This is a genomic window from Castellaniella sp. MT123, assembly GCF_039614765.1.
Classification (GTDB): Bacteria; Pseudomonadota; Gammaproteobacteria; order Burkholderiales; family Burkholderiaceae_B; genus Castellaniella.
In genome coordinates this window covers 1,299,842-1,323,450 of record NZ_CP154879.1, presented here as the reverse complement: position 1 = coordinate 1,323,450, position 23,609 = coordinate 1,299,842, and the positions used below count along the sequence as shown (strand labels likewise).

Here is a 23,609-nt window from a genome sequence, read left to right as displayed (position 1 = left end):
TCGCCCGAGACGAGGCCGGTGCGGGACAGGACAGTCCGGAAAGCGCGTGGGGGCGTGATCCGCGACGCAGGCAGCAGGGTTTTTCCCTCATCGAGGTCTCCATCGTCACGGCCATCGTGTTGCTGATCGCGGTCATCAGTATTCCGGCGATTGGCGGGTACGTCATGGAGAACAAGGTGCCCAAGGTCGGTCAGGAACTGGTGCGATTTGTCATGCATACGCGTGTTAATGCGGGTACCGCCGGCGATCCGCCCTATGTCGCCATCGGGACCGCCAATCTGGCGTCCATGGTGGCCGATTCGACCGTACTCACCCGTGCCGGCGACGGTTCCGTCCTGCATGGCCTGGGAGGTGGAGGCACAGTGGAAGTCGAACCGACCGATGCCGGCGCGGGCTTTCTGCTGCGTCTGTTGCGTGTGAACCATGCCGCTTGCCCGTCGATCGCATCCGTCCTGCAGCGGGTGGCCGACCGGATCACGGTCAGCGCGGATGGGGGGGCGGCCCGCACGGTCAAGGACGAGACCACCCCCTATAGTGCGCTGTCGGCCGAGGGCGTCTGCGCCAGGGGCGATACCAATCAGTTCGTGTTTCATGTGCGCTGATCTTCGGTCTGACCGGTACCCATGGCGCCGCAGGCTCGTGGACCAGCAGGGATCTCTCCTGGTCGAATTCATGATCGTGGCGATCCTCAGCCTGGCGCTGGCGGTCTGGGCGGGCCAGGAATGGGCGCGGCGGGCGCGTGCGTTGCAGGCGCGGGCCCTGGCGGCGTGGATGGAGCCCGCTCGTCAGACAGCCGAGGCATTCCTTCGACAGCAGGCTGACGCGCTGATGCGGGCGGACACGCCGACGGCGCTGGCGGCGCAAGGTGTTGCCGACTGGTCGGCACCCACGTGGGCGGAGCTGCGGGCGACGGGTCTGTTGCCACCGGGCTGGGAGGAAAACGGCCCTCTAGGTCAGACACTCGATCTGCGCATCGTGCGGGATGGCTCATGCCCCCAGACGCCCTGTCGGCTGCAGGCCCTGATCGCCAGCCGCACGGGCCTGCTGCATCGTCAGGGCGGGGTGGACGAGGAACTGGTGGCTGAGTGGCTGCAAGCCTCCGGTGGGCGCGGCCTGGTTGTCTGGCCGCGTCAACCCGGTCTGCTGCGCGGAGCGGGGCTTGCCGTTGCCCCCGATTCAGCCTGGGGATGGGGGGCCGGCACAGTTGCGTTGGCGGTCTGGCTACCCATCGGGACCGATCCGGCATTGCCGCCCGGCGGCTCGACGGATGACCCGGACCATCTGCGGGTGCGCGATCCCCGCGACCCGGACTTTCAGGGGGATGCTTCCGTGGCAGGGGCGGTGCGCAGCGGAACCTGGCTGCAGGCACGCGACGGACTGGTACTGGACAAGGGATGGAGGGGAAACGCCGCCTGCTCGACCGATAGGGCGCTGGGTCGTGATGAGCGCTACCCGGGGCTGTTGATCTGCCTGGGCGGTACGTGGCAGCAACTGGCCCGGCCGGCGGGCGGTGGATACATGTACAACAGTCGCAAGGGCTGTGCCAGTGCGACAGGGGTCACGACGGCGAATCCCCTGACCGGCAGCTGCTCCTGCGCGGCGGGGTACAGCGATGTGCAGGTGGCTGAAAGCGGTTCCCTGACCGCGCTCGAAGGCTTGAGCCGGGGATACCTGTGCCTGCCCAATCGCTGAAACCGCGCTTTTACTTCCCGTTCCAGGCCGCGATCACGGTGCGTTCGGCGTCGGTCATCTGCGTCAGGTTGGCCAGCGGCATGTACTTGTTGCCGACCACTTCCTTGATCTTCGCGGCATGCTGGATGATTTCCGCCTTGGTGTCCAGCATGATGCCGGCCGGGGCGGCGGCAAAGCCCGCCTGCGTCGGCTTGGCGGAATGGCACTCGACGCAGCGCGAGGCCACGATGCCGTGGACCTGGCCGACCGTCACGGCCGATGACGCACCGCTCGCTTGGCCGGCGGCCTGGGACGCGCCCGGCGCCGGGGCCGCGATCCAGCCGATCAGGGCCAGCATGACGATGCCGGCAGCGGGGTAGCGCAGGTCGTTCTTGCCCGTGTGGCGCAGCACGAAGTACTGGCGGATCACCGCGCCGGCGAAGATGAACAGCACCATGATCAGCCACGCATGCGGGTTCGAATACGTGAACGAATAGTGGTTGCTGAGCATCAGGAAAATCACCGGCAGCGTGAAATAGGTGTTGTGCACCGACCGCTGCTTGCCCCAGGCGCCATCCAGAGGGTTGGGTTTTTTGCCGGCTTTCAGGGCGTTGACCATGCGCCGCTGGCCCGGGATGATCCAGAAGAACACGTTGGCCGACATGCAGGTGGCCATCAGGGCGCCCGTGATCAGGAATGCCGCGCGGCCCGGGAAGATCTGGCTGGTCAGCCAGGCGGTGATGATCATCATCACGCCGACGGCGGCGCTCAGCCAGCCGTCGTGATTGACGGTGGGGCTGATGATGCGGCACAGGCGCGAATACACGTTGTAGCCCACCACCAGGAACAGCACGGCCAGCGTGCCGGCTTCCACGCCGCCCATCTGGCGTGCCCATTCCCAGGGGCTGGCGGGGTTGACCAGGTAGATGTCGGCCTTCAGCAGGTACAGCAGCATGAACAGGCCAAAACCTGACAGCCAGGTGGTGTAGGCCTTCCAGAATGACCAGTGCAGGTCGTCGGGCAGCTCGGCCGGATTGGTCAGGTATTTTTGGTTGTGGTAGAAGCCGCCGCCGTGCACGGCCCACATTTCACCGTGGACGCCCAGCTTCTTGCTGAGTTCGCCCTTAGGGGCGTGCAGGCTCAGGTCCAGCATGACGAAATAGATCGATTCGCCGATCCAGGCGATGGCGGCGATCACGTGCAGCCAGCGCAGCAGCAGATTGCCGTATTCCAGGAAAAAGCCTTCCATGGCGAGGTCTCCTCTTCTTGTATTCGATGGGGGTGGGACGTATCTTCTTGATCAGCTGCCGCGGTACGTGGACCAGGTCCACGGCGTGACCACGAGGGGAACGTGATAGTTCTGTTCCGGGTGGGCGATGCCGAAGCGCAGGACGACGATGTCGACGAAGCGTGGTTCGGGCAGGCTGATGCCCTTGCGGGCGAAGTAGTCTCCGGCATGGAAGACCAGCTCGTAGGTGCCCTTGGTCAGCGCGTCGCCGCTGAGCAGGGGCGCGTCACAGCGGCCGTCTTGGTTGGTGACCGTCTGTGTGAGCAGGGTGCGGGTTTCGCCGTCCAGGCGATAGAGTTCCAGGGCGACGCCCTGAGCCGGCACACCGTGAACGGTGTCCAGGACATGGGTGGAAAGTTTTCCCATGAGATTGAATCCCCGGTCAGTATCCCGCCAGTATGGCCCCCGGTCTGGCCGTCCCGGTGCGTGGCACCGGTTCGCGAGGCGACCGCATGGGAGCGGATGGCCTCGGGGCAGGATGGTTTGCGTCGGGTTTGGGTGGTATGCGAAAGCGTACAACCCCAAGGGCCCGACAGATCGTCAACAATTTGTGTTGACGATTCTGGCGTGATCCCCAATAATTGTCAACAATTTTTGTTGATCATTGCAGCCGATTCTGAATCGTTCGTACCGATGCTCAAGTTGAAACCCTCAAGAGGCGTCTCGCCGGATCTGCGCGCTCCCCGGGCGTCGTCTCTGCGTAATCCGAAACGCGCCGACAGCCCGTCTGATGTGGACCGTGTCTATAACGAGATCTTCGATGCCGCCATGGACCGCCGTCTGCTGCCTGGGGCCAAGCTGACCGAGGCCACCCTGTGTTCGATCTTTGACTGCTCGCGCAGCACCGTGCGGGCCGCCCTGGCGCGGCTGGCCTACGACAAGATCGTGCTGATCGAGCCGAACCGTGGTGCGCGTGTCTGGCAGGCTACCCCGAAGGAAGTGCGCGACGTGTTCGCCATGCGCCGCGCCCTGGAAAACATCACGATCGACCAGCTGGTGGTGCTTGACGACCTGGAATCACGCCTGGCGCCGCTGGATGACATGGTGGACCGGGAACGGCGCGCGTACGAACAGGGCGACCGCATCAGCTGGATTCGTCTGTCCAACGCCTTTCACGTCGAACTGGCGCGGCTGCTGGATAACCAGGTGCTGACCGACATGCTGTCGGGTCTGTGCGCCCGCACCACGCTCATCATCGCCCTGGGCGGCAGCCCCGAAGGCAGCGCCTGCTCATATGTCGAGCATCAGGACATTCTGGCCCACATCCGGCGACGCGACGCCCGAGAGGCGAAGTCAGCCATGAACCATCATTTACAGGACTGCGAACAACGGATGGAGGCGCCCGGCGACGGCGTGCCCGATCCTTGGTCAGCCTTCAGCGTGCGGCGCTGACGTTCATTCTTCAGGAGACCCTTCATGACCGATCCGCATTACCCCCGTGACCTTGCCGGCTATGGTCGCACCCCGCCGCAGGCAAACTGGCCCGGCCAGGCCCGCGTGGCCGTCCAGTTCGTCGTCAACTACGAGGAAGGCGGCGAAAACTGCGTGCTGCACGGCGACTCCGGGTCTGAACAGTTCCTGTCGGAAATCATCGGCGCGGCCGCCTATCCCGACCGTCACCTGTCGATGGAATCCATCTACGAATACGGCTCGCGGGCCGGGGTCTGGCGCATCCTGCGCGAGTTCGAGCGCCGGGGCCTGCCGCTGACCGTGTTCGGCGTGGGCATGGCGCTGGAGCGCAACCCCGAGGTCGCGCGCGCCTTCGTCGAACTGGGCCATGAGGTCGCCTGCCACGGCTACCGCTGGATCCATTATCAGAACGCATCCGAATCGGTGGAACGCGAACATTTTCAGCGCTGTGTCGAGATTGTGACGCGGCTGCTGGGCCGCCACCCCGACGGCTGGTATACCGGGCGCGACAGCCCCAACACGCTGCGCATCGTCGCCGAGGAAGGCAAATTCCTGTATGACGCCGATTACTACGGCGACGATCTGCCGTTCTGGACCGAGGTGGACCTGGGCGGCGGGAAAAAACATCCGCAGCTGATCGTGCCCTACACGCTGGACACCAACGACATGCGCTTTGGCTCACCGCAGGGCTTCAACACCGGCGACCATTTCTTCCATTATCTGCGCGACGCCTTTGACGTGCTGTACGCGGAAGGTGAAACCGCGCCCAAGATGATGTCCGTGGGCCTGCACTGTCGCCTGATCGGCCGCCCGGGCCGCTTTGCCGGTCTGCAGCGCTTCCTGGATCACATCCAGAAGCACGACCGCGTCTGGGTTGCCACCCGGGCCGATATTGCGCGCCACTGGGTGAAGGAACATCCCTTCAAGGCGGCTTGATCCGCCGCGTTTTTTCTGAATTTTTGGAGCGTAACACCATGGTTTCCCCCAATTTGCCCGTCGGCACCGTGATCGACGCCCCTGCCGTCGATCTGCCTCCGTTTGCCACCCGCCACACGAACCTGGCCAGCGATAAGCTGGGGGCCCGGGTCCTGTCCTGCACGGATGAATTTTTCGCCGGCGCGCAGCGCATGCTGCAGGATTCGGAACCCGTCTTCATCGTCGGTAAATTCGACGATCACGGGAAATGGATGGATGGCTGGGAAACCCGGCGCCGCCGCAATGGCGGCAACGACACCGCCATCGTCAAGCTGGGTCTGCCCGGCACGATCAAGGGCCTGGACATCAACACCAGCCACTTCACCGGCAATTTTCCCCCGGCAGCCTCTGTGCAGGTCGCCCGTTGCGACGGCGAGCCCGACGATGGGACCGAATGGGTCGAGATCGTTCCGGCAAAATCCCTGCAGGGAAATTCCCATCATTTCGTCGAAATCGCGGATGATCGCGTCTGGACGCACCTGCGTCTGAATATCTTCCCCGACGGCGGCGTGGCGCGCTTGCGCGTGTATGGCCAGCCGGCCTGCGACTGGGACAAGAAGGATCCGGACGCGCTGTATGAAGTCTCGGCGCTGGCCAACGGCGGTCGCATCGTGGCCTACAACGATTCCCACTTCGGTTCGCCCATGCCGCTGCTCACGCCGGGCCGCGGGGTCGACATGGGTGACGGCTGGGAAACGCGCCGCCGCCGCGAACCCGGCAATGATTGGGTCATCATCGAACTGGGTCATCCGGTCGTGGTTGAAAAGATCGAGATCGACACCGCTCACTTCAAGGGTAATTACCCGGATCGTGTATCGGTGCAGGGGGCGCTGGTCCATGAATCCACGGATCAGTCGCTGGTGACGCAGGCCATGTTCTGGCCTGTGGTCCTGGGCGAGCAGAAGACCGAGATGGACAAGCAGCACTTCTACGAAGGTGCCGTCCTGCCACCGGTCGGCCCGGTCTCGCACGTTCGGGTCAACATGTTCCCCGACGGCGGTATCAGCCGCGTGCGCATCTGGGGGCGTCTGGCCCGCTGATCGGCATGGGCGTCCGCGGGCGCCCGGCATCCAGGAGACCACCGATGAATACGACCGTATCCACCGATTCCTTCCTGTCCGCCCGCCTGAATGCCTGGGTGGACGATCATTTCGACGATCAGGTGGCGTTGTTGCGCCAACTGGTGGCCGTGCCCACGGATACGCCACCGGGAAACAACGCGCCACATGCCGAAGTCGTCGCGGGGATCCTGGAGGGCTGGGGCTGGCAGGTGGAACGCCACGCGGTGCCCGATGATGAAATCCGGGCCTACGGGATGCAAAGCATCACCAACCTGATCGTGCGCCGCCGGTACGCGCCAGGCGGGCCGGTGATCGCCCTGAACGCGCATGGCGACGTGGTGCCGCCTGGCGAGGGCTGGACTCATGATCCCTATGGTGGCGAAGTCATCGATGGCCGCCTGTACGGCCGCGCGTCGGCCGTGTCCAAAAGCGATTTCACGACCTATCTGCATGCCGTGCGGGCGCTGGAGGCCAGCGGCGCCGCGTTGAAGGGCGCCGTGGAACTGCATTTCACCTACGACGAGGAGTTCGGCGGCCTGAAGGGGCCGGGCTGGCTGCTGGAACATGGCCTGACGCGGCCGGATTACGTCCTGTGCGCCAGTTTCAGCCACGCCGTGGTGACGGCGCATAACGGCTGCCTGCAGTTCGAGGTCACCGTCGAGGGCAAGGCCACGCATGGCTCGGCGCCCAAGACAGGGCACGATGCCCTGCGGGCGGCCAGCCGTATCCTGGACGAGGTCTATCGTCAGGCGGCGGCGCTGGACGAGATTCATTCCGCGATCGACGGCATCACGAATCCCACCATGATCGTGGGCCGGATCGAAGGCGGCACCAACACGAACGTCGTGCCAGGTCGGGTGGTCCTGAAGATGGACCGCCGGCTGATTCCGGAAGAAAATCCGGAGCAGGTCGAGGCGCAGGTTCGGGGCTTCATCCAGTCGGCGGTCGTGGGCCTGCCAGGCATCACGGTGACGATTCGTCGCCTGCTCCTGGCCCGCGCTCTGCGGCCGCTGTCCGGTCACGAAAAGCTCGTGGCCAGCCTGCAGCGGCATGCCTTGGCCGTGTTCGACGAGGCCATTCTGGCGGTCGGCACGCCGCTGTATGCCGATGCCCGCCTGTATGCCGAGCAGGGGATTCCAACCGTCATGTACGGCGCTGGTCCGCGCACCGTCCTGGAATCCCGGGCGAAGCAGGCCGACGAGCACATCGAACTCGGCGATCTGCGAGGCGCGACCCAGGTCGTGGCCGGCATGCTGGCGGATTTCCTCGCAGGCCCTGTGCTGTAATGACGGATTGCCTGGAGCCGTGACCATGAATGAAGTTGCCGCGCTGGAAAAGCGCATCGTCGAACTGGAGCTGAAGTCCGTCTATGCCGATGATCTGCTGGATCGCCTGAACCAGACGGTGTTTCGCCAGCAACAGCAGATCGAGGTCCTGGCGCGGGAACTGGCCGGCCTGCGCCAGCAGCAGTCGCCGGACGGCGGCTCGGGCGCCCGCAATCCACAGGACGAGCGTCCGCCGCATTATTGATTGAGCGTCGAGCGCATTTGCCCGCCAGGTCTGACATGGCGCAAACCGGTGTTGTGCCCCCTGTGTTGAAATAGTCTTGCTGTGCATTCACTGAATCCATTCACGGGGGGTATATGAAACTCAATGTCGGAACGATCGATCGCGTCCTGCGCCTGATTCTTGGGCTGGTGCTCATCGTATTGGCTGCCAATGGCACCATCGGATGGTGGGGATGGCTGGGGCTGGTTGCGATTGCCACGGCGCTGTTCCGCTTCTGCCCGTTGTATGCCGTGCTGGGCATCAACACCTGCCCGCTGAAGTCCCGTCAGTAGACGTTGGCCGCACGGGATCCCGGCCTGCTCGCCGGGCTCCGCAATGGCCCGGTGGCGTAGAATTTTCGTGTCACGCCGGATTCCCGGGGTCATCAGCATGAGTCAAGCAATGAGCAGTCAGTCGTCAGAATACGTTCCACCCAAGGTCTGGGCCTGGGAAAAGCCCAGCGGTGGGCGGTTTGCCAACGTCAATCGTCCGGTGTCGGGGGCGACGCACGAGCAGGTGCTGCCCGTGGGCGATCATCCCCTGCAGCTGTATTCCCAGGGCACGCCCAACGGTATCAAGGTCACCGTGATGCTCGAGGAACTGCTCGCGGCCGGCCATACCGGCGCCGAATACGACGCCTGGCTGATCCGCATCGGCGAGGGCGACCAGTTTGGCAGCGGCTTCGTGGCGCTCAATCCGAATTCCAAGATTCCGGTGCTGGTCGATCGCAGCGGCCCTGCGCCTGTCAACGTCTTCGAATCCGGCGCGATCCTGCTGTATCTGGCGGAAAAATTCCGCGCCTTCCTGCCAACCGAGCCAGCCGCGCGGGTGGAATGCCTGTCGTGGCTGTTCTGGCAGGTGGGCAGCGCGCCGTATGTCGGTGGCGGGTTCGGGCATTTCTATGTCTATGCACCGACCAAGATCGAATACGCGATCAACCGGTTTGCCATGGAAACCAAGCGTCAGCTCGATGTGCTGGACCAGCGTCTGGCACAGCATGAATTTATCGCGGGCGACGCCTATACCATTGCCGATATCGCCATCTGGCCCTGGTATGGCGGGCTGGTGCTGGGGCAGACATACGGGGCGGCCGAGTTCCTGTCGGCGCAGGACTACCGACATGTTGTGCGCTGGGCGGATCAGATCGCGGAACGCCCCGCTGTACGGCGGGGCAGGCTGGTCAATCGCACAGCCGAGGGGACTTTGCGCGAACGCCATGCCGCATCGGACTTCAACGGATTGGTGTAGGACAGTCGTATCAATCCCTGTTGTTGCAATTGAACGGGGGCCCGGTTAGTCTTGTCGCGTCCCGCCATCCGGAGTCCCTCTCGCCATGCAATTCACCACCATCGGCGCCGCTATCGTCGATATTGTCGTCTCCCGTGTCCGACCCATGAGCGGAGCCAAGCAGGATGTCGAGCACATTGGCCTGTATGCCGGCGGTGGCGCCGTGAATGCGGCGCTGAATGTCGCGGCGCGCGGTGCGCGCACGAGCGTGTACGCCTGTGTGGGGCGGGATCTGGAGGGCGGCCTGCTGCGCGATCTACTGCAGCGACACGGGATCCGGGCCGCCATGCCGGACCATGTCCTGCCGACCGGCAAGGCGGTCGTCATGGTGGACGATTCGGGTGCCGCGCGGGCCTATGCGCAGCGGGGCGCGAGCGCCTGGGTCGGAGAGCACGGCTTCCCCGATCTGCGGCAAGCGGATGTCGTCTACGTGACCGGGCTGTCGCTGGAGTCCCAATCCTGGCTGCAGGCCGCGCTGGCGGACCTGTCGGCGCCTTGGCCATTCCGCCTGGTCGTCACGCCGGGAGCGCGGCAGCTGTCCGATCCCGCAGCCCTGCATGGCCTGTGGGATCAGGCCGACCTGCTGTGTGTCAACGCGCGCGAGGCGGCGAAACTGTGCGGCGACGAATCCCTGAACACCGACGCGCCGTCGCCCGAAGTGGCACGAAGCCTGGCCCAGCGGCTGATCCACCGGCCCGGGCAGGCCGTCCTGGTGACGCTGGGATCTGGCGGAGCCTTGTTTTACGACGGCGCCGACGGGCATTTTCACCCGGCTCGAATGGTGCCGGCAGTGTCCACCATCGGCGCGGGCGATGCCTTTGCTTCGGCCTTCGTGCATGCCTGGGCCGATGGCGCCGCGCCGCAGGCCGCGCTGGCGGCGGCCACCGACAGCGCGGCCCGGATCATCCAGGTGATCCCCGCCAATCAGGCCGGGCCGTTACGCGCGTGATTCGGGCTTTGATGGGCCTGGTGCGTATGGCCATGATCAGGCATTCGAGCCCAGGACATTGAGCGGGATCTTCAGATAAGAGACGCCGTTGGCCTCTGGGCGCGGCAGTTGCCCGGCGCGGATGTTGACCTGCAGCGCGGGCAGGATCAGCGTGGGCGCAGCCAGGGTGGCGTCCCGCGTCTGGCGCAGCGCAACGAATTCGTGTTCCGTGACGCCGTCGCGCACATGGATGTTGCGGAATTTTTGCTCGGCTACGCTGCTTTCCCAGGCGACGGGGCGCGAGTCCGGTGGGTAGTCGTGGCAGACGAACAGACGGGTCGCATCCGGCAGCGCCAGGATCCGCTGGATCGACCGATACAGGATCCGGGCATCGCCCCCCGGGAAATCGGTGCGGGCCGTGCCCAGGTCGGGCATGAACAGGGTATCGCCGGTGAATACGGCGTCCTCCACCCGATAGGCCATGTCGGCGGGCGTATGGCCTGGCACGAGCATCGCCGTAGCTGTCAGGGATCCGATCAGAAACGTTTCACCATCGGTGAACAGGTGGTCGAACTGGCTGCCGTCGGCCAGGAATTCCGCCCCCAGGTTGTAGAGTTTTTTGAATACGTCCTGCACTTGGCGGATGTGCTCGCCGATCGCGATTCTGCCCCCCGCATGCTGGCGGATGTGGGCTGCTGCTGACAGATGGTCGGCGTGGGCATGGGTTTCCAGGATCCATTGCACGGTCAGTTGCCGGTCGTGAATGTACGTCAGGATGCGGTCGGCGGCCGTGGTTCGGGTGCGCCCGGAGCTGGCGTCGTAGTCCAGCACGGGGTCGATGACCGCGGCCATCCCGCTGGCCGGATCGGACAGCGCGTAGCTGACTGTACCGGTGGCGGTGTCGTGGAACGGCTGGATCCGAATGGACATGGCGGCTCTCTCCGTCTAGGGCCCGGGCACCCGGTTCGGATTTCCAGCCTCAGTACGCCAAATATAATGTATCGATCGACCTTTTGTAATATGTTCCACCGGTAGCGGGCCGGCGGAATGAGGCGTGATCCTGGGGTCAGCGCACCTTGGGAAGCATCCTTTGCAGGGTGTTGTCGCCCACGATGTAATGGTGATACAACGCCGCCAGTGCGTGCAGGCCGATCAGGTAGTAGCCCAGATTGCCGATGGTTTCGTGGATTTCCTTCAGGTCGTGACCCCAGGCCTTGTCGGGGCCCATCAGGGCGGGCCATTCGTAGCCGAAAAACGGCACGACTTTGCCCTGGGCACTGAGCGTGATCCAGCCCAGCACGGGGGTCAGGATCAGGAACAGGTACAGTGCCCAGTGCATGGCGCGGGCAGCCGTATGCTGCCAGGCCGGCGGCTGGGGCGTGATGGGCGGGATACCGAACGTCCTGCGCACCGCCAGCCTGAAAAAGAACAGGCAGAACACGGTCAACCCCAGCGTCTCGTGCCACATCTGGATACCGTCGCGCAGTGCGCTGCCCTTGGGGGCGAGGTCGCGCAGTTCGATCAGCGCATAGACGGCGATCAGCAGCGCCAGCGTCAGCCAATGCAGGGAGATCGACAGGCGGTTGTAATGATTTTGAGGGGATTGCATGGTCGGGAGTTTCCTTGGCAGCGGACCGGATCATAGTAGGCTTGCCGGGATGAACGCCGGATGAACATGGCGAAGGTCTGTTGAAAAGCGGGGCATATTATGCCCCGTACTCGGAAATGTCAGCGGTCGTCCTGGGAGTTCTTGCCGCCGGCCGGCTTCTTTAAAGTTTTCCCAACTCCAATCCTATGGCCTGTCCAGACCCGTCCATGCAGTCAGTCGATCAAAGTCCATGGTGCCGGTGACTTTTTGTGCTTGGCCGTCCGGGGAGATCAAGAGAGTCATGGGCGTTTCTCCGTGCCAACGCCGGTCGATTGCGTAACGCTCGGCAACATCGAAACCATCCGAGCTGAGCCGTTGATCACTCTCGGCAAGGCCTGCTTTTTCAAGTACGGCCTGCACCGCGGACGGATCGGCTTGTTCAACTTCAATGAAGGTGACTCTGGCATCCGGATGATCACGGATGAACCGGCTCCACGCCGGAAGCTCCTGCCGGCATGGGCTGCAGCTCATGCCCCAGAAATGGACAACCCAGGGTGCGGAAGCGTGCTGGCCACGCAAGGTGGCCCAGTCTCCCGCCTCGTACCACTGCAAGCCGGCTGCGCCGGCAAGTCGGCACACGGCCAGGCCGGCGACAACCAGCAGCATTCGATTGAGTTTCATGATCATTCCTTCAAATCGATCAGTTGATAGCCATGTTGGCTGCTGAGCCATGACAGGTATGCATGATCTTGATAGCCAAGCAGCAGTGGATGATCCGAACCGCCCGTCGAGCTGCTGATTACCTTCGGTGCACTCCAATCACGACCATCGTTGCCTGATTGCTGGAGCATCACGTGTGAAGCTTGCCCGTCAAATGCCTTCCACACCCGCCATACCTGCTGCCCTTGCACAAGTACGTACGGATGCGACGAGGCATCGTCGACGCCACCCAAGCGCTGCGGCTCACTGAACGCCTGCTCGCCATGGCCCAGTCTGGCATAAAACAGCCCTTGGCGAGCTTGGCCTTGGGTGTACCAGACCATGTGTGTCGTCCCGTCGTTGGAAACTGAAACGGACGGTCCGTGATGTGGGCAGGCGTTTGTTTTCCAATTGTCGGTGGCAACCCGAAGCGGAGCGCGAGGCGACCCGGAAGGCGAAAATTGCAGCAGCGCGTGATCGCGCACCTGTTCCGGAAAAATCGTCCGGAATGCAGCGACAGGTTCCCCACTGCTTGAATTTGTCACGCCGATGCGGCAGCACTCGCAGCTGACCTCTGCCGCAATCGCAGACGGTGAGAATGTCCGGCCACCGTCCATTGACCAGGCGTACGCAAGCGAGGCCCCCGGTCGCTTTTGAGGCCCGCTCAGGCGCTTGTCCTGCCAAAGCATCAGTATTCTGCCTGCCGGTGTCATGCTCAACACCGGAAGCCGTTGACTCACGCTTTCGGGCTCGAAGACCCTTGGCGTGTCAAAATGCGTGCCCCCATCGACAGAGCTGGCGAGCCAGATTTCCGCATTCCAGTTCTGATCCTTGAACGTGTCATAGGCAATCAGCACGCTGCCTTTGGCGTTAGCGGCCAGTTGCGGTCGGGCATCACCGCCACCGTCGAACCCTTCTCTGGCGTCACCGATCATCAAGGGCAGCGTCCAGCTTTGGCCTTTATCCTTGGAGCGGGCGAAATAGACCTTCTTGTCTTGGGTCCAGGCCAACAATAGTGTGCCGTCCGGCGAGAATGCTCCCGATGCTCTATCGGCACACCCTAATGGCTGCGACGATTTGCAGGGTTGCGCTGCCTTGCGCGGCTGCATATGCATTCCGGACATGGACTGGGCCATACTTTGAGGAACTGGAAGCAGTAGCGCCGATACCACCGAAAACCCAATAGCAACGCTGATGCGGCGGCGGATTTTTGCGATCAACATGATGTCCTCTATCTGGATGTCTGAACTCAGAACGACGCTTGAATGCCGACATAGGCCATGCGAGGCGGGGCCAACGTCTGTGTATACGGCTGGTTATAGGTCCATGTGCTGTCGGTGTAGGTACGGTCGAACACGTTATTGACCGCCAGCGTCAAATCGACGGCAGGCGTGAGGTGATAACGCAGATTGACATCGAAGACGGTATTCGAGCCTTGAGAGTACGTGCCCAAAGTGCTCGAGCTGTAGTAGTTCATCCGGCCGATGTAACGCCCTTGAGCAGCCACCTGGAGCTTTTCGGTCAGACTCCAGCTGACACCGAAATTGCCTGTCCACTTTGGGATGCCCGCAATTTGCACATCGACGGGGGTGTTCGTGGTTGTGCTGGTGAGCACCGCATCGGTGTAGGTCAAGGACCCGTTGATGCGGAGCTGTGGCGACACTTGATAGGATCCGATCAATTCCATCCCCTGGGATCTTTGATCGCCGGCATTGCTGTAGAAACTGCAATTGGTGTTCGAAGAACCCGCCAGGAAATGAGCACATAAGGCCCGCTGATATTCCGATGGCGCATCCGCAATAGAGCCGGAGGTCGACAGGATCGCGTTGTGGATCGAATAGTAAAAATAGGTGGCGCTCAGCTGCAGATCGCCGTGTTTATAGTCCAGGCCGATTTCGCGTGCCAGCATGTCCTGAGGAACAAGCGATGGATTTGCAATGGACGGCGTCGAACTGGGGCTGCCATAGGATCGCAAGGTATTGTTCAGACCCGGGCCACGAAATGTCCGATTGATCGATGCGCGCAACGACAGGTCATCGCTGGCGAAATAGCGCATCGAAACGCTTGGGTCTAGCCGCGTCTTTGTGGTGCCACCCGTTAATTCCGGGTTGTCACCTTGGGTGGAGGAAATATCGCTGGAGAAGCGGTCCCCCCGGGCGGCCAACGTGATCAAGAGCGAGTCCACCGGTGCAATCCGCGTCTGCACGAAGACCCCGCTGTACGTCTGTGTTCCATTGCCTTCGACTGTCGAGGCCAATGTGCCGGTCGGTGTACCGAACACGGTGGGTGCGTTGTAGATCCATTCGCTATCGGAAGCACCGAGACGGCGGTAATCGACGCCCAGCTGGATGTCCTGCCAGATGTTGCCGATCTCCCTTGAATAAATCGTCGAAAAACCGGTTTCGTTGTAGCTCTGATCGCCGTACTGAGAGTAGTACTGATCCACGCGGTCATTCGCCTGCGCCGTCGGGAGTTCCTGCATCGAGGGCGGCATGGACAAGCACTTGCCAGTCGGTTTCCAATAGCAACTCGCGCCGTTGTACTTGTCAAACGCCACCCGCTGTCCCCAGGCGGATGCGGTCACTGAACTCTTTTTGTCCAGCGTCTTGGTGAGGCTGGCCGCAAAATCCGGGGTGGTCTGCTTGGCGCGGCCATACTCGTAGCCAGTTTTCTCATCGTTGATGTGATAGCCCAGACGCACATATCCCTGCAGATCGGATGCAGGGTTGAACCTGGCGCTCAACTGGACATTGGTTTCGCGTGTCCACACTGAATCCCGGCCTGGAAAACGCCAGCGATATGCGGCAGGCGTCAAGGGGTAGCCACGAACATCGGTCCGATTGACCGACAGATTCAGTCCCAGGCCATCGTTGACCTTGATGTTCTGGCTAAACGCCACATCCTTGGTCCCAAAGCTGCCGTAATGGGTTGAGAAGGCAGTCTGGTTGTCTGTCAGCTGACGGCTGATGATATTGACCACCCCACCAACAGCCATATTGCCCCATACGACGGAACCTCCGCGCACCACCTCCACGTGATCGATATTGGCCAGCGGCACCTTGTACCACTGCACGGTGCCATAAAACGGATCCATGATCGGTATGCCATCGAGCAGCACGAGTACGGAGACATTCCCGAGACCGCGCATGCCCAATGATTGCCCAGTGGGATCCTTGGATGTTGCTGGGACGCTGCTCAGATTGAATCCCGCCACATTGCGCAGCAATTGGTCAAGGGATTGGGCGGGGCTCTCGTCGATCTGCTGCCGCGTAATGATCGTTGTGCTCTGTGGAATCTCCTCCAGGGTGGCAGCATCCCGACTGGCACTGACCACAATCGGTGCAAGCTCGGCGGGAGCATTCGCCGCACTGTCAGCGAATGCCATTTGGGCAGGAAAGATCAGCGCCACGAGCGTGGCAAGTGCAAGTCTCGTCATTTCAAATTCTCAAGTCGTTCAGATTCGTGTTGTACGAACGTGTGCTGTCGCCGCGATGTAGGCGTCAGCATGTCAACCGGATAGGCTTACGAATGAGAAAAAACGGGAGGTGCTCTAGGTCGGCCCGCAGGAAAGGCGCCGATCGGCGTGAAACACCGCGCCGGCAACAGCACCAAGGCCAGGATGAAAAGCCACAAGACGGGTGGCGACCCCGCAGACACGGACGGCAAGACGGCGTCGTGCTGTAGTAAATGACAATAGCCGCAGTCATCAAGGAGATGAGAGTCCGCGCCGTGATCGGTGTCGTGAGCATTGCTCACTGAGACGGTGATAGCGGCAGACGAATGCCCAAACTGTGCCACCGTGCAAAGTGGCAAGGTCATGCTGCGCGTCGCATGCATGAAGTGACTGACCGTTGGCGCACAGACGAGCAGCAGCATGGCGATGATGCCAAGCCACGCCGAAACGCGTTTTCCGCAGACCGAAATCACCATGAATTCACGCCGATGAAGCCCCAGTTTTTGCTTCAGCCCAATTCTGTCCATGGGCTTTTCGCTAAGGTCGCCGAATTAAACCATGTTTCAAGAGCGGTCGCATTGACGTGAAATAAGGTACAGATAAATAAAAAAACGATGTGGCAACGATTGTGCCAATCGAAATATTTCTTTATTTTTAAGGGGATATGGTGCCGGCTAGAGGAGTCGAACCCCCGACCTTCTCATTACGAATGAGCTGCTCTACCAACTGAGCTAAGCCGGCCATGGCAGGTTCTGATAACCTGCCACTTCAGGTGAAGGGCGACCTCCACCAAAGCCAGGCATTGTACATGAATTTTCTGGAACCTACACAGGAACAGGGGCGATGAACCACGCCTCGTCTTACGGGTTGCCGTTGTCCGGCTTCTCGGTGGCGCTGTCCAATGCATCATCCTGGCGGCGGGCATTCTGGATCATGGCGACCGCGTCGGGGAACAGATCCCAGCAGGACATGAACAGGGCGGCGAACAGCGGGCCGATCACGAAGCCATTCAGGCCGAAGACCGACAGGCCGCCAAGCGTCGAGATCAGCACGACGTAGTCGGGCAGTTTGGTGTCCTTGCCCACCAGGATCGGCCGCAGCAGATTGTCGATCAAGCCGATCACCAGAACCCCGAACAGGGTCAGGGTAATGCCCTGCCACCACGCGCCAGTGACCAGAAAATACACCGCGACCGGCGCCCAGATCAGCGAGGCGCCGATGGCCGGCAGCAGGGACAGAAAAGCCATCAGCACGCCCCAGAACAGCGCGCCCTGGATTCCCAGGAAGGCGAACATCAGCCCGCCCAGCAGACCCTGGGTGGCCGCGATCATGATGTTGCCCTTCACCGTCGCCCGGACCACGGTTGCGAGCTTTTGGAAAAGCTTGTGCCGGTGCTCGTCCTGGAGCGGGATCAGGCGCTTGAGCGTGGGGATCATCTCGGTGCTGTCGCGCAGCAGGAAGAACAGCAGATACAGCATCACGCCCAGGCCGACGACGAACTGGAAGGTGTTCTGGCCGATGCTGACGGCTTGTTTGGCCAGGAACTGGCTGCCCTGCAGGGCGCCGGTCGACAGCTTTTCGCGGATGCTCAGCAGATCGCCCACTCCGAACGAATTCAGCCAGCCATGCACCCATGGCGGCAGGGCGGCGACGATCTGCTCGTAATATTGGCCGAGATTCAGCTGGCCGGTGTTGATGCGGGTGTACAGGCCTGCGACTTCGTTGGCGAGGGCCCCCGCGATGAACAGCAGGGGCAGGATCACGATCAGGGTGATGCACAGTAAGGTCAGGAATGCGGCCAGTCCGGGCCGCTGTCCCCCCAGAAGACGCAGCAGACGCCGATGCAGGGGGCTGAAGATCAGGGCCAGCACGCTGCCCCAGAAAATCGCGGCGTAGAACGGCAGCAGGATGCTCAGGAACGCGAACGAGACGGCGGTCAGCAGGAGCAGGAAGCTGCGAAAGTGTAGGGTCGTCGTATTCATGCGGGTATCGTATGGAGCGTCAGTGCCGTCGGGCGTTGCGGATCTGGTAGGCGATGGCGCCGATGATGATCACGGCCAGCGGCATGCCGGCGAGCAGGGCGGCGCGCGGTGACAGATCGAACCCCACCGTCAGGAGCCCCTGATAGAGGAGCTTGAAGAGGCTGAGCAGATAGTAGCTGATGGCGATGATGGACAGGCCTTCGACCGCTTTCTGGATCTTGATCTGGGTATCGGCGCGGGTGCTCAGGCTTTGCAGGATCTGGCTGTTCTGTTCTTCCATGTCCACCTGCACGCGAGCCTGAAGCAGGTTTCCCAGATCCGCCACTGCACTACCCAGGCGAGTCAGGCGCTGGTCGGTGGATTCGCAGTAGCGCACCGTCGGTCGGAAACGCTGTTCGATGAAGGTGCCCAGTTTCTGGCAGTCGCCGGTGCGGCTTTCGTGCAGCTCGGCGATCCGTTCGAAGACCAGCTGGGCGTAGGCCTCGGTGGCGCTGAAGCGCAGCCGGGTGCGGGCCTGGGTCTGCGTGACGCGGGCCGACAGGCGGGTGATGCGTTTGAGCAGCGCCCGGATGTCTTCCGCACCGGTATGCGCGTTGTCATCGGACAGGGCGACCAGTTCGGTTTCATACTGGCGCAGTTCGCCACTCAGGGACCGGGCCACCGGCAGCGTCAGCGATGCCATCAGTCTGTAGGTCTCGACCTCCAGCAGCCGGCGGACCATCCGGCCCAGGCGCCGTCCGTCGAACTGGCGGTTAAGCACCAGCATGCGGTTCAGACCGTTGCCGTTCAGTCGCAGGTCGCTCCAGACGGTAGCCTTGCCGTCGTCCAGATTGGAACCCAGCGGGTCGTGAAAGCCGTACTGCGCCAGGTCGCCACGCCAAGAGTCCTCGGATTCCACACAGATTTGATCGGCATTGATCAGCAGGCTGCTATGCGCCTCGGCGACCTCGGCCAGCACAGCTGGCAGGGCGGACCAGGGGCTTGCTTGGGTGCCGGGGGTCACCAGCGTCAGGGTCAGGAATTCCGTGTGCCGTTCCCACTTCAGGCGAGCATCGCCGATCGGGAATTCGCCCTGGGGCAGCGTGGGGTCGGCCAGTGCGACATGCCGGTCGCACAAAGTCCGGATGATGGATTGCGCCGCATCGTCTTCATCCAGAAAAGCCAAGTGAAAGACCTGCGCGGGTGCGTCGAAATACATCGACGGACGGGCGTGCAGCTCATTGTGCAGGGCATTGCGGCGCAGGTGCATGCGGGGGCGGCGGGGGATCGTGTCGAAGAAGGTTCAGTGTATCGAAAAACCATGAAAAAAACGCCGCAGCGTGAAGCTGCGGCGTTTGGCATGACCACGGCAAGGACTTATTTCTTCACTGCTGTGTGTTTCTTGGCGGCCGGATGGCGCGCTTTCTTCGCCTTGTGCACCTTGGCCTTGTGGGCCGGGGCGGGTTTCGCGCTCGCCTGGGCCGTGGTCTGGGCGGGGGTGCCTGCCGTGCTGGCGGCGAAGGCAGGCGAGGCCGTGGCGAGGCCGAAAGCGGCCACAGAGCAGGCCGCCAGATAGGCAATGCGGGAACGTGTCGTCATGACAAGAACTCCAGAGAATGTCGGGGCACACTTGCATCCCAACGAGTGGTTTGTGATCCACCTGATGCTCAGATCATGGCGGCGTGGAATGGTTCTCCATGGATACCAACATTTACGACGTTGACGGCTGACTGAACGCAGGGCCTGAAAGCGAGCGGTGCCAGGCCCATGGAAGCTGGCGCAGTGGCTGGCGTTTCGGGGACAGCGAGAGGGGTGGTTTTGTCGATGGCATCGATCCGTGGTGTCGCGCTGGGCAGGTCAGCCCGGCGCCTGCGAACCAGCGGGCGGGTAGACCACGGTGCCGTCGGGCCGGATGACTGCCCCATGCGTCAGGCTGGCCGCGTCGATGTGCCCGGGCCCCATGATGTGGAACACGGGGATGCCGCGCGCGATCAGATGATCGGCGACGATGCGCCGGTGACAGCGCCACCAGACAGCCTCGGAGCACATGACAGCGCAGCGTCGGGCCCGCGCCTGGGCGATCAGCGCTTCCAGCCCCTGGCGGAAATCGTCCGATAGCGCATAGTCGGCGTAATGGTGGAAGCTGTCGTTCTCCCAGAAACCGTTGACGCCCGGCGCCACGGTCTTGGACTTGCCGCGCAGCCCGCCCAGGGCGGCCATGTGTTCGTAGGCGATCCCGAATGCCGCCAATGCCTCTGGCAGCGTGTCCCGGTTGAACTGCGGATTGGTTCGCGAGCGTGGCACGGTGCGGATGTCCGCCAGCAGCTCGATGCCCGCCCCGGTCAGTAGTCCGGCGAAGGTGGCCAGATTGTGGGTGGAATGGCCAATGGTGTAGAGAGTGGGCAGGCTGGGCATGATCTTGACTACGTTCGCAGTGCTGGGATTCAGGAGTACGACACCATTCCAGCGTACGCTGACCGCAGGGGGAAGTGAAGGAGGTGGGACATGGACAATGTCGCAATCGTTTCACGACCCGCGGGACAGGAACAGGCCGATGCGGAACTGACTTGGGCGTCTTCGACCGATCCACACGAATGACACTTTTTACGCCTGGGCCAGCCCGGCGATGATCGGGCTGGCCCTGTGCATCGCTGCCAAGAGTTCGGGCACGCGCCGCGCCGAATCCCCATCACCCATTCCGGTGTGGCTTTGGGTGTTGTCGCTTATCATTGTGGCGTGGTCGACCTGGTATGTGGCCGTGCTGTGGCAACCGCCGGCCCCCTACGCGGAAACGCCGACCTATGTGCACGGGACGTTCTGGCAGCATCACTGAGGAAATGACTGGATGGACAAGCTTCGACTCGACAAATGGCTATGGGCCGCGCGTTTTTACAAGACCCGCAGTCTGGCTGCGCATGAAGTCGCGGCGGGGCGTGTTCAGATCAACGAGCAGCTCGTCGCCAAACCGGCGCGCGAAGTCGGTGTGGGTGACCGGATCCGGGTGCGCAAACCCGGTTTCGACATCGAGGTCGAGGTACGGGCGCTTAGCGGCGCGCGTGGCCCCGCGCCCCAGGCAGCCCTGTTGTATCAGGAAACGGCCGACAGCACGGCGGCGCGTGCGCGGGCTGCCGAGCAGCGCCGCCTGGCGCCGGAACCGGCGCTGGATCTGGCTGCCGGCCGGCCGACCAAGCGCGACCGGCGGCTGATCGATCAGATTCGGGGGCGGTAGGCCATGCCATCTTTGACCTTTTTGGGTGCCGCAGGCACTGTCACGGGCTCGAAGCACCTGCTGACTCATGGCGATACTCGCATCATGGTCGACTGCGGCCTGTTTCAGGGCCTGGCAAACCTGCGCGAACTGAATTGGCAGCGTCTGCCCGTCGAGCCGCAGTCGGTCGACGCGGTGGTGCTGACGCACGCGCACCTGGACCATTGCGGATACCTGCCGCGCCTGGCGCGTGATGGCTTTCGTGGCCGGATCCATGCCACGGCGGCTACCCGGGACGTTGCCGCCCTGATATTGCGCGACAGCGCCTTTTTGCAGGAAAAGGATGCCGACTTCGCCAACCGCAAGGGCTTCAGCAAACACGAGCCGGCGTTGCCGCTGTATGGGTCGGCCGATGCCGAGCGCGCGATCAGGTTGTTCCACTCTGTGCCGCTGTATCACCAGCAGGCGCTGCCGGGCGAGGCATCGTTGCTGCTGCGTCGTGCGGGCCATATCCTGGGGGCGACGACCGCCCAGGTGGATATCGGTGGCGTACGCATCGCATTTTCGGGCGACCTGGGCCGCTACAACGACCTCGTGATGCATGATCCGGATCCTGTGCCCGACGCGGATTATGTGGTGATCGAGTCCACCTATGGCGATCGTCTGCATGAGCCCGGCGATCCCATGCAGGCGTTGGGTGAGGTGATCGAGCGCACGGTAAAGCGTGGGGGCACGGTGGTGGTGCCCGCTTTCGCGGTCGGGCGTGCCCAATTGCTGATCTACGGAATGTGGCTGCTGCGCCGCGCCGGCCGGCTGCGCAACGTGCCGATCTACCTGGACAGCCCGATGGCGACCAGCGCCAGCGACCTGATGCGCGCCTACCCGGACGACCATCGGCTGCCGCCTCACGATTATGAGGCGGCCTGCGACGCGGTGCACTGCGTCCGCGATGTCCAGGAATCCAAGGCGCTGTCGGCCAATCCGTACCCCAAAGTGATCATTTCCGCCAGCGGCATGGCGACCGGTGGGCGAGTGCTGCACCATATCGCGGCGTTCGCGCCCGATCATCGCAACACGCTGTTGTTTTCCGGCTTCCAGGCGGCTGGCACGCGCGGCCGCAAATTGCTCGTCGGTGGTGCCCGCGAGACGCGCATTCATGGTCAATGGATTCCCGTGAACGCCGAGGTCACCGAGTTGCCAACGCTGTCGGCGCATGCGGACAGCAATGACCTCATGCGCTGGCTGGCCGGCTTTCAGCGGCGGCCGCGCCGGGTATTCATCGTCCACGGGGAACCGGACGCATCCGAGGCGCTGCGCGTGCGGATCCGGCGCGAGCTCGGCTGGGATGCGATCGTGCCGCGTCAGGATCAGGTGTGTCCGCTGTGATTCCCAGCGGAAAAATTCTGCCCGCTACGCGTCATGGTACGTCGGCAGGTATCCGACCCGCATGGAAGCGTTCCAGCGCGGCCATGATTTCCTCGGCTTCGTCGACGCAGGTGAACAGGTCAACGTCGGTCGGCGCGATATAGCCCTCGTCCACCAGATAGTCGAAGTCGATGGTCCGGCGCCAGAAATCCCGTCCGACCAGCACCACAGGGATCGGCTCCATCTTGCGGGTCTGGATCAGGGTCAGCACCTCGAACAGCTCGTCCAATGTGCCGTAGCCGCCGGGAAAGGCGACCAGGCCGCGCGCATGCAACAGGAAGTGCATCTTGCGCAAGGCGAAATAATGGCAGCGAAATGCCAGTTCCGGGCTGATGTAAGGATTGGGTTCCTGTTCGTGAGGCAGGTTGACGTTGAACCCGATCGATCGTGCACCGACCTCGAAGGCCCCGCGATTGGCGGCTTCCATGATCCCGGGTCCACCTCCGGTCACGACCACGAAATCGCAGCGTTCCTCCTTCTGGAAGCGGCATGAGATCAGTTGGGCGAAGCGGCGTGCCTGCTCGTAGTAGCGAGCCTGTTCGACCCGGCGGCGGGCAAGCGCCAGTTCGCGGCGTGTGTCCGCGCCTGCCGAGGCCGTGGTTGTTTTCTGCAGTGCGGCAAGCCGTGCATGGGCGGTCTCGACATCGGTCACGCGCGCGCTGCCGAACACCACGATCGTCGAACCCACGCCTTGCTCGAGCAGGACGCGTTCGGGTTTGAGCAGTTCGAGTTGAAGCCGCAGCGGCCGCAGGTCTTTTTCCCCGAGCAGTTCGACGTCTTCCTGCGCCAACCGGTAGCTGGGGGATTCCTGGATGGCCCGCAGGCGTTTGGCGAGGTCTGGAGGCAGCGTCATCGCGGCCCTGCCATGACGCTGGACAGGGTGTTCACATTGCATGGTCCGGGTGTTTCGATCAGCGCGGCGGGGCGGTTGTCCATGTCCATCTCTCGTAGGGGGCTCTCGGCCGATTATGCTAATCGCGCGACGGGCCGTCAATCCGGACCGGCCAGCCAGGCTGCGCACGGCCGGGACCGCGAATATTTCTTGCCTTAGATTGCTTTTGCGCAAACATCCGTGCGCAGTCCCCTATGGCGATTGCGTTTGGCGG

The 23,609-nt window shown here is 62.8% G+C and carries 25 protein-coding genes and 1 tRNA gene; 12 read left to right on the top strand and 14 right to left on the bottom strand.

Annotation, left to right across the window (positions count from 1 at the left end):
- Positions 1-89 precede the first annotated feature (89 nt).
- Both ABCV34_RS06120 and ABCV34_RS06115 read left to right on the top strand, forming a co-directional pair.
- Positions 90-602, top strand: a complete 513-nt coding sequence (locus ABCV34_RS06120; protein WP_345798719.1) for a type 4 pilus major pilin — start codon at positions 90-92, stop codon at positions 600-602.
- A 37-nt stretch (positions 603-639) separates the two neighbouring features.
- The gene (locus ABCV34_RS06115) at positions 640-1,692 is read left to right on the top strand and encodes a hypothetical protein (protein WP_345798320.1); all 1,053 of its coding nucleotides are present in this window, start codon (positions 640-642) and stop codon (positions 1,690-1,692) included.
- A 10-nt stretch (positions 1,693-1,702) separates the two neighbouring features.
- Here the strand turns inward: ABCV34_RS06115 and ABCV34_RS06110 are convergent, their stop codons facing one another.
- Both ABCV34_RS06110 and uraH read right to left on the bottom strand, forming a co-directional pair.
- Entirely contained in the window at positions 1,703-2,920 is a 1,218-nt protein-coding gene (locus ABCV34_RS06110) for a urate hydroxylase PuuD (protein ID WP_345798319.1), read from the bottom strand.
- Positions 2,921-2,971: 51 nt separating this feature from the next.
- Positions 2,972-3,325, bottom strand: a complete 354-nt coding sequence (gene uraH / locus ABCV34_RS06105; protein WP_345798318.1) for a hydroxyisourate hydrolase — start codon at positions 3,323-3,325, stop codon at positions 2,972-2,974.
- 267 nt (positions 3,326-3,592) lie between these two features.
- On the opposite strand from uraH, the gene ABCV34_RS06100 reads away from it, so the two are divergent.
- The 8 genes from ABCV34_RS06100 (at position 3,593) to ABCV34_RS06065 (ending at position 10,189) form a co-directional block, all read left to right on the top strand.
- The gene (locus ABCV34_RS06100) at positions 3,593-4,351 is read left to right on the top strand and encodes a GntR family transcriptional regulator (protein WP_345798317.1); all 759 of its coding nucleotides are present in this window, start codon (positions 3,593-3,595) and stop codon (positions 4,349-4,351) included.
- 24 nt (positions 4,352-4,375) lie between these two features.
- Entirely contained in the window at positions 4,376-5,305 is a 930-nt protein-coding gene (puuE, locus tag ABCV34_RS06095; protein WP_345798316.1) for an allantoinase PuuE, read from the top strand.
- Positions 5,306-5,343: 38 nt separating this feature from the next.
- Positions 5,344-6,384 (top strand): allantoicase, encoded by a 1,041-nt coding sequence (gene alc, locus ABCV34_RS06090; RefSeq protein WP_345798315.1) that lies wholly within the window; start codon positions 5,344-5,346, stop codon positions 6,382-6,384.
- Positions 6,385-6,428: 44 nt separating this feature from the next.
- Positions 6,429-7,691 (top strand): M20/M25/M40 family metallo-hydrolase, encoded by a 1,263-nt coding sequence (locus tag ABCV34_RS06085; protein WP_345798314.1) that lies wholly within the window; start codon positions 6,429-6,431, stop codon positions 7,689-7,691.
- Positions 7,692-7,716: 25 nt separating this feature from the next.
- The gene (locus ABCV34_RS06080; RefSeq protein WP_345798313.1) at positions 7,717-7,935 is read left to right on the top strand and encodes a SlyX family protein; all 219 of its coding nucleotides are present in this window, start codon (positions 7,717-7,719) and stop codon (positions 7,933-7,935) included.
- A gap of 113 nt (positions 7,936-8,048) precedes the next feature.
- A complete protein-coding gene (locus ABCV34_RS06075) occupies positions 8,049-8,246 on the top strand; it encodes a DUF2892 domain-containing protein (protein WP_345798312.1) in 198 nt (65 codons plus the stop codon).
- Positions 8,247-8,355: 109 nt separating this feature from the next.
- Complete coding sequence (yghU, locus tag ABCV34_RS06070) at positions 8,356-9,201, top strand: glutathione-dependent disulfide-bond oxidoreductase (RefSeq protein WP_345798311.1); 846 nt, start codon at positions 8,356-8,358, stop codon at positions 9,199-9,201.
- Positions 9,202-9,286: 85 nt separating this feature from the next.
- A complete protein-coding gene (locus ABCV34_RS06065; RefSeq protein ID WP_345798310.1) occupies positions 9,287-10,189 on the top strand; it encodes a carbohydrate kinase family protein in 903 nt (300 codons plus the stop codon).
- A gap of 36 nt (positions 10,190-10,225) precedes the next feature.
- On the opposite strand, the gene ABCV34_RS06060 is transcribed toward ABCV34_RS06065, so the two are convergent.
- From ABCV34_RS06060 to ABCV34_RS06010, 11 genes are all read right to left on the bottom strand, one after another.
- The gene (locus tag ABCV34_RS06060) at positions 10,226-11,098 is read right to left on the bottom strand and encodes an MBL fold metallo-hydrolase (protein WP_345798309.1); all 873 of its coding nucleotides are present in this window, start codon (positions 11,096-11,098) and stop codon (positions 10,226-10,228) included.
- Between the two features lie 136 nt (positions 11,099-11,234).
- Positions 11,235-11,777 (bottom strand): cytochrome b, encoded by a 543-nt coding sequence (locus ABCV34_RS06055; protein ID WP_345798308.1) that lies wholly within the window; start codon positions 11,775-11,777, stop codon positions 11,235-11,237.
- A 183-nt stretch (positions 11,778-11,960) separates the two neighbouring features.
- On the bottom strand, positions 11,961-12,437 hold the full coding sequence (locus tag ABCV34_RS06050) for a TlpA disulfide reductase family protein (protein ID WP_345798307.1): 477 nt from the start codon (positions 12,435-12,437) through the stop codon (positions 11,961-11,963).
- A gap of 2 nt (positions 12,438-12,439) precedes the next feature.
- A complete protein-coding gene (locus ABCV34_RS06045) occupies positions 12,440-13,678 on the bottom strand; it encodes a sialidase family protein (protein WP_345798306.1) in 1,239 nt (412 codons plus the stop codon).
- A gap of 26 nt (positions 13,679-13,704) precedes the next feature.
- A complete protein-coding gene (locus ABCV34_RS06040) occupies positions 13,705-15,891 on the bottom strand; it encodes a TonB-dependent receptor (protein WP_345798305.1) in 2,187 nt (728 codons plus the stop codon).
- Between the two features lie 86 nt (positions 15,892-15,977).
- Positions 15,978-16,436 (bottom strand): DUF2946 domain-containing protein, encoded by a 459-nt coding sequence (locus ABCV34_RS06035; RefSeq protein ID WP_345798303.1) that lies wholly within the window; start codon positions 16,434-16,436, stop codon positions 15,978-15,980.
- Positions 16,437-16,574: 138 nt separating this feature from the next.
- A tRNA-Thr gene (locus ABCV34_RS06030) sits at positions 16,575-16,650 on the bottom strand.
- Between the two features lie 119 nt (positions 16,651-16,769).
- Positions 16,770-17,891, bottom strand: coding sequence for an AI-2E family transporter (locus tag ABCV34_RS06025; RefSeq protein WP_345798302.1), 1,122 nt, complete (start codon positions 17,889-17,891; stop codon positions 16,770-16,772).
- A 19-nt stretch (positions 17,892-17,910) separates the two neighbouring features.
- Entirely contained in the window at positions 17,911-19,140 is a 1,230-nt protein-coding gene (locus ABCV34_RS06020) for a DUF3422 domain-containing protein (RefSeq protein WP_345798301.1), read from the bottom strand.
- Between the two features lie 107 nt (positions 19,141-19,247).
- Positions 19,248-19,469, bottom strand: coding sequence for a hypothetical protein (locus ABCV34_RS06015; RefSeq protein ID WP_345798300.1), 222 nt, complete (start codon positions 19,467-19,469; stop codon positions 19,248-19,250).
- Between the two features lie 258 nt (positions 19,470-19,727).
- Complete coding sequence (locus tag ABCV34_RS06010; RefSeq protein WP_345798299.1) at positions 19,728-20,285, bottom strand: DUF488 domain-containing protein; 558 nt, start codon at positions 20,283-20,285, stop codon at positions 19,728-19,730.
- 430 nt (positions 20,286-20,715) lie between these two features.
- On the opposite strand from ABCV34_RS06010, the gene ABCV34_RS06005 reads away from it, so the two are divergent.
- Both ABCV34_RS06005 and ABCV34_RS06000 read left to right on the top strand, forming a co-directional pair.
- Positions 20,716-21,099, top strand: a complete 384-nt coding sequence (locus ABCV34_RS06005; RefSeq protein ID WP_345798298.1) for an RNA-binding S4 domain-containing protein — start codon at positions 20,716-20,718, stop codon at positions 21,097-21,099.
- Positions 21,100-21,102: 3 nt separating this feature from the next.
- A complete protein-coding gene (locus tag ABCV34_RS06000) occupies positions 21,103-22,464 on the top strand; it encodes an MBL fold metallo-hydrolase (RefSeq protein ID WP_345798297.1) in 1,362 nt (453 codons plus the stop codon).
- A gap of 31 nt (positions 22,465-22,495) precedes the next feature.
- On the opposite strand, the gene ABCV34_RS05995 is transcribed toward ABCV34_RS06000, so the two are convergent.
- Positions 22,496-23,356, bottom strand: coding sequence for a TIGR00730 family Rossman fold protein (locus tag ABCV34_RS05995; protein ID WP_345798718.1), 861 nt, complete (start codon positions 23,354-23,356; stop codon positions 22,496-22,498).
- Between the last annotated feature and the right edge of the window lie 253 nt (positions 23,357-23,609).

Excerpts from the sequence above, each read along its gene's own strand:
- ABCV34_RS06110 (WP_345798319.1), bottom strand. The coding sequence starts at position 2,920 with ATGGAAGGCTTTTTCCTGGAATACGGCAATCTGCTGCTGCGCTGGCTG.
- uraH (WP_345798318.1), bottom strand. The coding sequence starts at position 3,325 with ATGGGAAAACTTTCCACCCATGTCCTGGACACCGTTCACGGTGTGCCG.
- ABCV34_RS06100 (WP_345798317.1), top strand. The coding sequence starts at position 3,593 with ATGCTCAAGTTGAAACCCTCAAGAGGCGTCTCGCCGGATCTGCGCGCT.
- puuE (WP_345798316.1), top strand. The coding sequence starts at position 4,376 with ATGACCGATCCGCATTACCCCCGTGACCTTGCCGGCTATGGTCGCACC.
- alc (WP_345798315.1), top strand. The coding sequence starts at position 5,344 with ATGGTTTCCCCCAATTTGCCCGTCGGCACCGTGATCGACGCCCCTGCC.
- ABCV34_RS06085 (WP_345798314.1), top strand. The coding sequence starts at position 6,429 with ATGAATACGACCGTATCCACCGATTCCTTCCTGTCCGCCCGCCTGAAT.
- ABCV34_RS06080 (WP_345798313.1), top strand. The coding sequence starts at position 7,717 with ATGAATGAAGTTGCCGCGCTGGAAAAGCGCATCGTCGAACTGGAGCTG.
- ABCV34_RS06075 (WP_345798312.1), top strand. The coding sequence starts at position 8,049 with ATGAAACTCAATGTCGGAACGATCGATCGCGTCCTGCGCCTGATTCTT.
- yghU (WP_345798311.1), top strand. The coding sequence starts at position 8,356 with ATGAGCAGTCAGTCGTCAGAATACGTTCCACCCAAGGTCTGGGCCTGG.
- ABCV34_RS06065 (WP_345798310.1), top strand. The coding sequence starts at position 9,287 with ATGCAATTCACCACCATCGGCGCCGCTATCGTCGATATTGTCGTCTCC.
- ABCV34_RS06060 (WP_345798309.1), bottom strand. The coding sequence starts at position 11,098 with ATGTCCATTCGGATCCAGCCGTTCCACGACACCGCCACCGGTACAGTC.
- ABCV34_RS06055 (WP_345798308.1), bottom strand. The coding sequence starts at position 11,777 with ATGCAATCCCCTCAAAATCATTACAACCGCCTGTCGATCTCCCTGCAT.
- ABCV34_RS06050 (WP_345798307.1), bottom strand. The coding sequence starts at position 12,437 with ATGAAACTCAATCGAATGCTGCTGGTTGTCGCCGGCCTGGCCGTGTGC.
- ABCV34_RS06045 (WP_345798306.1), bottom strand. The coding sequence starts at position 13,678 with ATGTTGATCGCAAAAATCCGCCGCCGCATCAGCGTTGCTATTGGGTTT.
- ABCV34_RS06040 (WP_345798305.1), bottom strand. The coding sequence starts at position 15,891 with ATGACGAGACTTGCACTTGCCACGCTCGTGGCGCTGATCTTTCCTGCC.
- ABCV34_RS06035 (WP_345798303.1), bottom strand. The coding sequence starts at position 16,436 with ATGGACAGAATTGGGCTGAAGCAAAAACTGGGGCTTCATCGGCGTGAA.
- ABCV34_RS06025 (WP_345798302.1), bottom strand. The coding sequence starts at position 17,891 with ATGAATACGACGACCCTACACTTTCGCAGCTTCCTGCTCCTGCTGACC.
- ABCV34_RS06020 (WP_345798301.1), bottom strand. The coding sequence starts at position 19,140 with ATGCACCTGCGCCGCAATGCCCTGCACAATGAGCTGCACGCCCGTCCG.
- ABCV34_RS06015 (WP_345798300.1), bottom strand. The coding sequence starts at position 19,469 with ATGACGACACGTTCCCGCATTGCCTATCTGGCGGCCTGCTCTGTGGCC.
- ABCV34_RS06010 (WP_345798299.1), bottom strand. The coding sequence starts at position 20,285 with ATGCCCAGCCTGCCCACTCTCTACACCATTGGCCATTCCACCCACAAT.
- ABCV34_RS06005 (WP_345798298.1), top strand. The coding sequence starts at position 20,716 with ATGGACAAGCTTCGACTCGACAAATGGCTATGGGCCGCGCGTTTTTAC.
- ABCV34_RS06000 (WP_345798297.1), top strand. The coding sequence starts at position 21,103 with ATGCCATCTTTGACCTTTTTGGGTGCCGCAGGCACTGTCACGGGCTCG.
- ABCV34_RS05995 (WP_345798718.1), bottom strand. The coding sequence starts at position 23,356 with ATGACGCTGCCTCCAGACCTCGCCAAACGCCTGCGGGCCATCCAGGAA.